Annotated in this window: 5 protein-coding genes; 2 read left to right on the plus strand and 3 right to left on the minus strand. The window is 41.9% G+C overall.

Features of this window, described 5'->3' with window-relative positions:
* Positions 1–280 precede the first annotated feature (280 nt).
* Positions 281–2,089: an EAL domain-containing protein gene (locus AABJ44_RS13325; protein ID WP_338369538.1), complete on the plus strand. Its 1,809-nt coding sequence runs from the start codon at positions 281–283 to the stop codon at positions 2,087–2,089.
* 2 nt (positions 2,090–2,091) lie between these two features.
* Here AABJ44_RS13325 and AABJ44_RS13330 read toward each other — a convergent pair whose 3' ends face one another.
* Both AABJ44_RS13330 and AABJ44_RS13335 read right to left on the minus strand, forming a co-directional pair.
* A complete protein-coding gene (locus AABJ44_RS13330) occupies positions 2,092–3,273 on the minus strand; it encodes an aldo/keto reductase (RefSeq protein ID WP_338369539.1) in 1,182 nt (393 codons plus the stop codon).
* Between the two features lie 95 nt (positions 3,274–3,368).
* A complete protein-coding gene (locus AABJ44_RS13335) occupies positions 3,369–7,958 on the minus strand; it encodes a glutamate synthase-related protein (protein WP_338369540.1) in 4,590 nt (1,529 codons plus the stop codon).
* 330 nt (positions 7,959–8,288) lie between these two features.
* Between AABJ44_RS13335 and AABJ44_RS13340 the strand changes: the two genes are divergently transcribed.
* Positions 8,289–9,677 (plus strand): HD domain-containing phosphohydrolase, encoded by a 1,389-nt coding sequence (locus tag AABJ44_RS13340; protein ID WP_338369541.1) that lies wholly within the window; start codon positions 8,289–8,291, stop codon positions 9,675–9,677.
* Here the strand turns inward: AABJ44_RS13340 and asnB are convergent.
* Positions 9,674–11,428 (minus strand): asparagine synthase B, encoded by a 1,755-nt coding sequence (asnB, locus tag AABJ44_RS13345; protein ID WP_338369542.1) that lies wholly within the window; start codon positions 11,426–11,428, stop codon positions 9,674–9,676. The two genes, AABJ44_RS13340 and asnB, sit on opposite strands and share 4 nt — an antisense overlap.
* Positions 11,429–11,430: the final 2 nt, after the last annotated feature.

The raw sequence follows: 11,430 nt of genomic DNA on the forward strand, positions 1-11,430 counted from the left end.
TTAACGCTTTAACGTAATTTTTACCCATTTTTTATTTTAAAAAGGGGTATTTTCAAGTTTATAAGACATTTTTATTTTGCCATAAAATCATTTTTACCCATTTTCAGTTTTCAAAAAGGGGCATTTTTCGTTTATAGCCCATTTATGACCCAATAATAACACTTAAGAATGTTTAAAATACAAAAATCGGTAATCTCAAAAACTGTATGTATTAAAAAAAAACTGGCGAAGAATGATTTCGTGCGCTACAATAAAAGCAGGATAAAAACGGGGTGTTAAAATGTTTATCAATAAATTAAATCAGCTCTACAAACCAAAACGAATTCTCTTTTATCAGAATGCTAGTGATGAAGATATTCATAACTTCTATCGTGGCAATCTGAATGATGAAATTGGTAACCATGCAAACGCCTTTGGAACTTATGATTATCCTGGAATTTTCTATATTTCCCGCAACGGAAACGACAGTCATATCGACAAAGTAATTGGAATTGAATACCGACTGGATGATGACCGAATCTCTTATCCAGAAAATCTTAAATCACTTATTCTTGATGAGGCATTTTTTTATTCCATCGAAATAGATAATGAAATAGAAATAGATATCAATTCTATTCATCAGATTTTTGAACAGGTTGCAAAGAAGGATTATGCACATAGAGCCTTCAGCGACTTGTCCATTAAACAGAATCCAGGTGTAATCGGAGTGTTCCCTGGAAGTAAGAAAATCAGAATTCTCTATGAATGGAAGCTCAATCAGGAATGGGCAAGTAATATTATCAATGATGACATAGAATCCTTTGATAAAAAGTTTCTATATGAAATGGCTTTCCTTGATCCGATTACAAAGCATCAGAACTGGAATCATCTTTTGCCATTCCTTGAAATGCCAATGATTGCAGGAATTAAGGATTATACTTTTGTACATTTTGATGTTAAAGAGTTCCGTGTATTAAATGAAGTTTACGGTCATATTACAGCGAATAAAGTGCTTTCCAACATATCAACTGCAATGAAAGAATCAGAATATATCTACGCCAGCGCAAGATGTCACAACGACAATTTTGCAATGATGATTAAAGATATGCCAGATGATCAGACAATTGAATTTCTGAATGACTTTTTTGAAAAACTTTCGCATATCGAAGAAGCTCCTGATTACAAAATCTACTTCCGCTGTGGTGTTGTTCCAATGCAGCGTGCAATGCTTTCCGGAAACCGAGTTGCTGATGCAGGAAAACTGGCGCAGTCATTAGGCCAGACTTCTAACCACACAGACATTACGATTTATACCGATAAGATGCATGATGATATTCTGTGGGGAAATTACATAAAGGCTTATCTTGATACGGCGATTAAGAATGATGAATTTGTTGTTTATCTTCAGCCAAAGTTTGATATCAATCAGGAAAAGATAAAAGGTGCAGAAGCACTTATCCGCTGGAATTATAAGAATAAGGAATTTATGCCTCCATACCGTTTTATTCCGTTCTTTGAAAAGGATGGCTCAATCGACAAGGTGGACGATATTGTTCTTTCAAAAGTATGCGCTGCTCTGGCTGAATGGAAGAAGGAAGGTCGTGAGCTTTATCCGATTTCGGTAAACCTTTCGCGTACCCGCATGTACGACAATAATCTGATTGATTATCTAACCGGCATTGTTGATTCCTACGGTGTAGACCATAAATATATTGATTTTGAATTAACAGAAAGCGCCAGCTATGATGACATGAAACAAATTATCTTCATTCTTAACGAGCTTCGTTCAAAAGGCTTTAAGATTTCTATGGATGATTTTGGTACGGGCTACTCTTCTCTTTCACTGCTTACCCAGATGCCGCTCGATACCCTCAAAATTGACAAGAGCTTTGTTGATAAGGTTGGCTCAGTTGATGACAGTGAAAAAGATCTCACTGTCATTCGCCATATTATTTCTCTTGCAAAAGAACTCAAGTTTGTCTGCCTTGCAGAAGGTGCAGAACAAAAGGCTCAGGTAGACAAACTGCGCAGCCTCGGCTGTGAAGTCATTCAGGGCTACTATTACAGCAAGCCTATTCCGATTGAGGAATACGAAAAGAAATATCTTTAATCTTATTTCTTTAACAGAAACTTCTTCACTACAGCAATTCCGATTTTATAAGTGATTGGAAGAAGAGCTTTGTCTGCTTTCTTTAATTCTTCTCGTATTGCAATATTCTGAGGACAGTGCTTTTCACATTTACCGCAGCCTATACACTGACTTGCCGTCTGATTCTGTTTACGGAGCCCTACAGTCTGCGCAAATTCCCAGCGGCCTGAATGTTTGCTTTCTGTATACATTTCGTTGTAGCAACGGAAGATTGCAGGAATATCAACATTCTTAGGACAAGGCATACAGTAACGGCAGGCAGTACAATTAACCTTCATTTTAGAGTTGATTTCTTTTTTGATTTTTTCGAGGAAATCAATATCATCCTGTGTAAACTCTCCGGCTTTAGCTTCGCTTGCAACACGACAGTTTTCCTGAATCATTTCGATTGAATTCATTCCGCTTAAAACACAGGTAACAGCTTCCTGATTAAACAGCCAGCGGAAAGCCCACTCTGCAGGAGACCAGCCACGAGGATTTTCCTTAATCATCTTTTTTGCAGTTTCTGGTAAAAGGTCTACGAGCTTTCCACCGCGCAAAGGCTCCATTATCAAAACTGGTATACCGAGGCGGTGAGCTTCTTCTACACCTACACGTCCAGCCTGAGCAAATTCATCAAGATAATTATACTGAACAAGACAAATATCCCAGTCATAATCATGAAGAATCTTCATAAACATTTCTGTATCGCCGTGGAAAGAAAAACCAATGTTTCTGATGGCACCGGATTTTTTCTTTTCTGCAATCCAGTCGAGAACGCCGTTCTTTTTCAGATTTTCCCAGGCAACATAATCTGTTAGATGATGCATGAGATAATAATCAACATAATCTGTCTGAAGGCGCGAAAGTTCTTCATTAAAATAACGGTCGAGGGCAGCATTGTTGTTTACAAGATATTGAGGAAGCTTTGTCGCAATTTTTATTTTATCGCGGATATTATTTTTCTTAACGATGGTTCCGAGGGCTGCTTCACTACCCGTATAAATATAGGCGGTATCAAAATAATTAACACCGGCATTGTAAGCTTCCATAATTTCTTTTTCAGCCTTATCAATGTCGATGGCGCCCATACTGGTTGTAAAACGCATACAACCATAGCCTAAAAGAGAGATTGGATTTCCGTTTTTATCGTTCCTATACTGCATATTAAAAAATTACTACCAAATTCGTGAATTTGGTAGTAATTTTTTGTTATATTAAAGTCTAAATATTTACCGAATTCGGGTATCCGCCCAATTTCCTAAGCAGTACATTTTCTGAAAGCTGCGAGAACTGCTTCTTCGTGATCAGAAATTGTCTTTTCCTGCTCTGCAATTTCCTTCATGATGCGAAGGTAATCGTTAGGAATGATTTTCTTGAACTTTGACTTCATATTGTCCCAGTCTGCAAGAATTGCCTTTGCACGTTCACTGCCGGTTTCTTTTGCATGCTGTTCGATGAGAGCGTGGAGACGGGCTTCGTCTGTTGTACCACTGAGAGTTGTTGTCTCATCATCGAGGGCATACATCTTAACCAGTTCATGATTGAGACGTTTGTAGAGGTCGTGGTTCTCATCCATAACATAAGCAACACCACCGCTCATTCCGGCACAGAGGTTCTTTCCAGTTCCACCAAGAATTACTGCAGTTCCACCTGTCATATATTCAAGGCCATGGTCACCACAGCCTTCTGCTACAACTGTCGCACCTGAGTTACGAACACAGAAGCGTTCACCGGCTACACCGTTGATAAAGGCTGTACCTGATGTTGCACCAAAGAGAGCTACGTTTCCTACTATTATATTGCTGTCAGCTGCACCGTCGAAGGTTGCCGGCTTTGTAATTACAAGTTTACCGCCGCTCAAGCCCTTACCGAAGGCGTCGTTGGCATCGCCTGTGAGACGGAGTGTGAGTCCCTTAGGAATGAAGGCACCAAAGCTCTGACCTGCTCCACCCTTGAAGTTTACGCAGTATGTATCGTCGGCAAGAGTGTTACCGAATTTCTTCTGGATTTCGGAACCGAGAATTGTTCCTACCGTTCGATCGGTTGACTGGATATCGATTGCATCTTCTGTCTTTCCTTTTTCGAAATCTGGAACAAGCTTTGTGAGGTCGATGCGCTTTTCGAGTTCGAAATTAAAGAGAGAACGGTCTGATTTCCAGGCATCTTTGTCTTCGGCTGAAGTTGCAAGTACTCGGCTCATATCTACGAGGCCGGCTCTCTTGAAGCCCTGCTTGTCTTTGAGCTTGAGAAGGTCTGTACGACCGCAGAGTTCTTCCACAGAATGAACTCCGAGCTTTGCCATAATCTCGCGCATTTCCTGTGCGATGAACTTCATGAAGTTTTCAACGTACTCTGGTTTTCCAGGGAACTTAGCACGGAGCTTTTCGTTCTGAGTTGCAACACCAAACGGACAGGTATCCAGCTGGCACACGCGCATCATAGAACATCCCATAGAAATAAGAGGAGCAGTTGCAAAACCAAATTCCTCAGCACCAAGAAGAGCCGCAATTACAACGTCGCGTCCGCTCATAAGTTTACCATCAGTTTCAATTACAACACGACCACGAAGTCCATTCTGAATCAAAGTCTGATGTGTTTCTGCAAGACCAAGCTCCCATGGCAAACCTGCGTGGTGAATTGAACTGATAGGTGCAGCACCGGTACCACCGTCGTGTCCGGAAATCAAAATTACCTGAGCACCGGCTTTAGCAACACCGGCAGCAATTGTACCAACACCGGCTTCACTTACAAGTTTTACCGAGATACGTGCGGCGCGGTTTGCGTTTTTCAAATCGTAAATCAGCTGTGCAAGGTCTTCAATAGAATAAATATCATGATGAGGCGGTGGCGAAATGAGGGCTACACCAGGAGTTGCATAACGTGTCTTTGCAATCCAAGGGTAAACCTTTTTACCAGGAAGGTGTCCACCCTCGCCCGGCTTTGCTCCCTGGGCCATCTTAATCTGAATTTCCTGTGCGCTCAGGAGATACTCTTCTGTAACACCGAAGCGGCCGCTGGCAACCTGTTTGATAGCTGAATTGTATTCTGTACCTAGGCGCTCTGGCTTTTCTCCACCTTCACCAGAGTTTGATTTTCCGTGAAGGTGATTCATAGCGGCTGCCATGCACTTGTGAGCTTCTTCAGAAATTGAACCGTAAGACATGGCACCGGTCTTAAAGCGTTTTACAATTTTATCTACACTTTCTACTTCATCAATTGAAATCTCTTTGCCAGACTCATAGTTGAAGTCGAGCATTGCACGCAAAGTATGAGGATGATCATTTGAATCAACAAGAGCTGTGTATTCCTTAAAGCGTGCGTAGTCTCCGTTACGTGTTGCCTGCTGAAGAGCCACGATTGTCTCAGGATTATAAAGGTGACTTTCTGCCTGAGGACCGCGGCGGAACTTGTGCTTACCGAAGGAATCGAGGTGCTGGTTTACTGTAAGACCGGCAGGGTCAAAGCCCTGGTCGTGATGGTAACGTACATCCTCTTCAATTTCCTTGAGGCTTACACCACCAACGCGGCTTACTGTATTTGTAAAATATTTTTCAACAACATCAGATGCAATACCAACTGCTTCGAAAATCTGAGCAGACTGATAAGACTGAATTGTAGAGATTCCCATCTTTGCGGCAATCTTTACAATTCCATTTATGATTGCTTTGTTGTAGTCGTCGATAGCTGTGTGATAATCCTTGTCCAAAAGCTTCTGATCGATGAGTTCGGAAATTGCCTCGTGAGCAAGGTAAGGGTTGATTGCACGCGCACCGTAGCTCAGACACATTGCAGCCTGATGAACATCACGAACCTCGGCAGTTTCAAGAATGATTGAAACGGCAGTACGCTTCTTTGTACGGATGAGGTACTGTTCAACAGCAGAGGTTGCGAGAATTGCAGGAATAGCAGCATGAGTTTTATCTACACCGCGGTCACTGAGGATGATGATGTTGTAGCCTTCGGCGTAAGCAGCGTCAATCTGAGAGAAGAGATTATCGAGGGCACGTTCAAGTGCGGGGCGTTGCGGGGTGTCCCCGCTAGAAGGGGTAGCGGAAGACGGCTCGCCGGCTGGAGCGAGGGGAAGGCTTTCCCCTCCTACTTCAAATAAAATCGAAAGAGTTTTAGATCTCAAGCCGGGCTGATTGAGGGCTGCAATTTTTATGAGGTCTGTACCGGTAAGAATTGGATTATTGATTTCGAGTACACGGCAGTTCTTTGGAGTTGGTTCGAGAAGGTTTCCATCAGTTCCAACGTAAACAGTTGTGTCTGTTACAATTTTTTCGCGGAGGCTGTCGATTGGAGGGTTTGTTACCTGAGCGAACAGCTGCTTGAAATAACTGAAGAGGCTTGGATGCTTTTCGCTCATAACAGCGAGAGGTGTATCAACACCCATACTTGCTGTAGGCTCAACACCATTCTTTGCCATTGGCAGAACCATCTCGTTTACATCTTCGTAATTCCAGCCAAATGCGCGGTACAAAATGTTGCGTTCTTCAAGTGTGTGAACCGGTATCTTTTTGTTAGGGATTTTAAGATCAGCAAGATGAACAAGATTCATATCTATCCATTCGCCATAAGGATAAAGGTTTGCATACTGATTTTTACATTCTTCGTCGCTGATGATTTTTTTCTGAACTGTATCTACGAGGAGAATGCGGCCCGGCTGAAGGCGTGATTTAATTTTGATATTTTCTTCTGGAATGTCGAGAACACCAACCTCTGAACTGAGGATAAGCATTCCGTCTTTTGTAATATAGTAGCGGCTTGGGCGAAGTCCGTTGCGGTCCAGAGTTGCACCAAGAAGGTCACCATCACTGAACAGGATTGCGGCAGGACCGTCCCAGCTTTCCATCATGGTTGCCCAGTAGTGATAGAAATCTTTTTTGAGGGAAGGCATATTGTCATCGTGCTTCCAAGGCTCCGGAATACACATCATAACTGCGAGTGGAAGAGGAACTCCATTCATCAAAAGGAACTCGAGTGTGTTGTCGAGCATTGCAGAGTCTGAACCAGTTGTGTCAACAGCAGGCAGAACTTTTTTCATCTGGTCGCCGGAAAGTTTCTTTGATTCAACAGTTTCTTCGCGGGCAAGCATACGGTCTACGTTTCCGCGGATTGTATTGATTTCACCATTGTGTGCTATGAAGCGGTTTGGATGAGCACGCTGCCAGCTTGGCTGTGTGTTTGTAGAAAAGCGTGAGTGTACGATCGCAAGGCTTGAAGCGTAATCAGCAGACTGAAGGTCGTTGTAGAAAGTACGAAGTTCGTGTACGAGGAACATTCCCTTGTAAACGATTGTACGGCTGCTCAAAGAACAAACGTAGGTCTTATGAGCGGCATCGGCTTTTTCAAACTCACGTCTCACAATATAAAGCTTGCGGTCAAACTCAATCCCCGTCTCACAATCAGCAGGCTTCTCAACAAATCCCTGCCAGATTTCCGGCATACAGTCGCGGGCTTTCTTACCGAGCACTTCTGCCTTTACAGGAACCTTACGCCAGCCAAGGAACTTAAGTCCTTCAGTTTTTACGCAGGTTTCGAAACGGGCTTTTTCTGGGGTTGCACCATCAGCAGGAAAGAAGAACTGACCAATTCCATATTCACGTTCACCGAGTTTTCCAACAAGGTCAGCAGCTTCCTTCTTAAAAAAATCATGACTAATCTGAACCAGGATTCCAACACCGTCTCCTGTTTCACCACTCGCGTCTTTACCTGCGCGGTGTTCCAGTTTTTCAACAATACTCAGAGCGTTGTCCACAATTTTGTGTGACCTACTTCCATCAATATTAACTACAGCTCCAATTCCACAGTTGTCGTGTTCAAAACTTGGCTCGTATAAAGTTTTCATCTTCGTCATACTCCAGAAAAAAGCAAAGGCCGCACGCACAGAATTTCTATTTCTGTACACGCAGCCCCATTGCCGACTTTGAGATAAAATATCTAAAAACAAAAAAGGCCGTAGACACAATCTCGTTAAATCCGAAATTCTATCTACGACCTCTTTGCCGTTTAGTTCTTTAATAATAATGAATTTTTATAATCATAGTCAAGTATTCTATAAAAAGAAACAAAAACACCTGAAGTATTTTTATGGTAATACTTTTTATTTGAAAAATCTCTAAATACCATGATATAATTTATAATTGGGTGTGAGAACATATCGGAGAGAAGAAAAAAAATGACACCTGTAAACATCGCCCTGAATATTTATAATATATTTCTGGGCATTATTCTAATTATCTCAATTGCTTTACGCCGCAATACCATAACTAAACAGCAAAACTGGATTAAGTGGATGGTAATTTCAAACATTATTCTGGCTGTGGCGCATACCTGCTATCTGCTTTTCAGAACAAAAACAGGAACTGTATATTACATAATATGCTCAATTGCGATTTTTATTATGTACCTTGCAGTTTTTGCAATTATCGATATAACGATAATTTTTTTTGTTCGTTATCTTAATCAAAACCGCTTCAAAAAAGCTCTTACAATTTCTCTGCTTGCTATAACCATTGTCTTTAGTTTTTTCCTGATTTTAACACCTTTTACTGGTGCGTATTATGTACTTCATGCAGATAATTCAAAAGAGTACGGACCTTTAATTTTTATTCCTTATTCTCTTCAAGCTTTGATTTATGTTCTAATGATTATATATCTCATATCAAATCGAAAGACTCTGAAAGCTCAGAGAGTAGCTACAATTCTTTCCTTTGTATTATTTCCGCAGATTGCCCAGATTATTCAGTTAACTCAACATGGACTATATCTTATTACTACAGGCTATTCCATCACTTTTCTGATAATGGTTATTTTCGAAAACCACAGGCTGGAAACTTCTCTGGATTATACTGAAGTTGAACTTGATGAAAAAGAAAATGAGTTGAAGGAAAAACTTTCTGAAATCGAACGTTCTAAGCTCGCTGTAATCAAGATGCAGAATCACACAATCGAAAGTCTTTCCAACCTTGTTGAAAACCGCGACGAAGATACAGGCGAACATGTTCGACGAACAAGAGCTTATGTTGAACTTCTTGCGGTTCAGTTAATGAAAAACAATCATTATTCAGAAATCCTTAATCCACGTTATGTAAGATTTTTAAAACGTGCAGCACCTATGCATGATATCGGAAAAATCGTTGTTCCTGATGCAATCTTAAAAAAGCCTGGTTATCTGACAGATGATGAATTTACTCAAATGAAAAGACATGCTTCGGAAGGCGGTCGTATCGTACATGAAATTATGGATGGCTATGAAGATCCGGAATACATAGACATTACTGCCAATATTGCAAAATATCATCATGAAAAATGGGATGGAACTGGTTATCCTGATAATCTGAAGGGAAGTGAAATTCCTTTATGTGCAAGAATTATGGCAATTGCAGATGTTTTTGATGCACTGGTTTCGCCGAGAGTTTATAAATCTCCAATGTCTTATGAAGAAGCCTTTAAGATAATATACGAAGGAAGCGGCATTCACTTTGATCCGATTATTGCTCATGAATTCCTTCAGATCAAGGGAAAAGCCGCTTCCGTCAATGAAAGCTTTAAGTATATAGATTAGTAAGCTTTGTCATGAACCCCGGCAATGGCACGTCCACTAGGCTCGTCCATGTTCTTCCAGGCTGCATCCCACTCAAGTGCTTTAGCCGTTGAACAGGCAACTCCGGCTTCGTGTGGTACACAGCGGGCTGCACTGTCGCTTGGGAAGAGGCGGCTGTAGATTTCGCGGTAATAATATTCCTCTTTTGTTTTTGGAGGATTTACAGGAAAACGGTTTTCACGGCGTGCAAACTCTGCATCGCTTACTTTTTCTTCTGTCATCTTTTTAAGAGTATCAATCCAGTTATAGCCTACACCGTCACTAAACTGTTCCTTCTGACGCCATGCAATGCTTTCTGGAAGAAGGTCTTCAAAGGCTTTACGCAAAATCCATTTTTCCATGCGCTGTTTGCCGTCCGGCAGTTTGATGTTCATTTTATCTGATGGATTCAAGCCCATTGCAATATCAATAAAATCTTTATCAAGGAAAGGAACACGGCCTTCTACACCCCAGGCCATAAGAGACTTGTTTGCACGGAGACAATCGTAAAGATGAAGCTTGCTCATTTTACGTACGAGCTCTTCGTGGAACTCCTGAGCGTTTGGTGCCTTATGGAAGTAAAGGTATCCGCCGAAAAGCTCATCACTACCCTCGCCCGAAAGAACCATTTTGATTCCCATAGATTTGATTACGCGCGCAAGCAGGTACATAGGGGTGCTGGCACGAACAGTTGTGATGTCGTAAGTTTCGATATGATAGATTACATCTGGAAGAGCATCGAGGGCTTCCTGAATTGTAAAGTGAACTTCGTGGTGAACGGTTCCTATATAATCTGCGGCTTTCTGTGCAGCGATGAGGTCTGGAGAACCTTCGAGTCCAACTGCAAATGAGTGGAGCTGTGGCCACCAGGCTGCTTCCTTACTGTCTGTTTCAATTCGTTTTTTACTGTATTTCTGAGTTACAGCTGCGATGATTGATGAGTCGAGACCGCCAGAAAGAAGAACGCCGTATGGAACGTCGGACATCAGCTGTGCCTTTACAGCAGATTCGAGTCCGTTGCGAACTTTTTCGATTACACTTGGGTTTATAACTTCACCCTTGTCGTCTGTTGCTTTAGGTGCGTTCTTTACTGCATCGAAGGACTCCCAGTCACGGTGATACCAGCGGGTTGGTTTCTCGTCTTTTGAGTAGAAGTAATGTCCGTTCGGAAACTCTTCGATTGTCTGACAGTCGCCTTCGAGAGCCTTGAGCTCGCTGGCTACATAATAACGGCCGGCCTTGTCCCAGCCCTGATACAATGGAATTACTCCGATTTCATCGCGCGAAATGAGGTAAACATCGTTCTCTGAATCATAAAGCGCGAAGGCGAAAATACCAGAAAGCTCTTCAATCATTTTTGTGAAGTCGCCGCTCTCACGGTATTTTTTATACAGCGGAATAATAACCTCACAGTCACTTCCTGTACGGAATTTATAGCTGCCTTCAAACTTGGCACGGATTTCCTTGTGATTATAGATTTCGCCATTTGCAGCCAGAATAATCTTTTCATCATCACTTACAAGAGGCTGCTTTCCGCTGAGAGGGTCTACGATTGAAAGACGCTCGTGACTCAGGATAGCATTATTACCAGTGTACACGCCGCTCCAGTCCGGCCCACGATGACGAATCTTCTTAGACATCTCCAGAACCTGCGCGCGAAGTTCTTCTTTCAAGCCCTCCGCAATCGGTGCACTACCGCTGTTTAAATCAAATGCTCCTACAAAGCCACACATAT

The sequence above is a fragment of the Treponema bryantii genome, assembly GCF_036492245.1.
Taxonomy (GTDB): domain Bacteria; phylum Spirochaetota; class Spirochaetia; order Treponematales; family Treponemataceae; genus Treponema_D; species Treponema_D bryantii_C.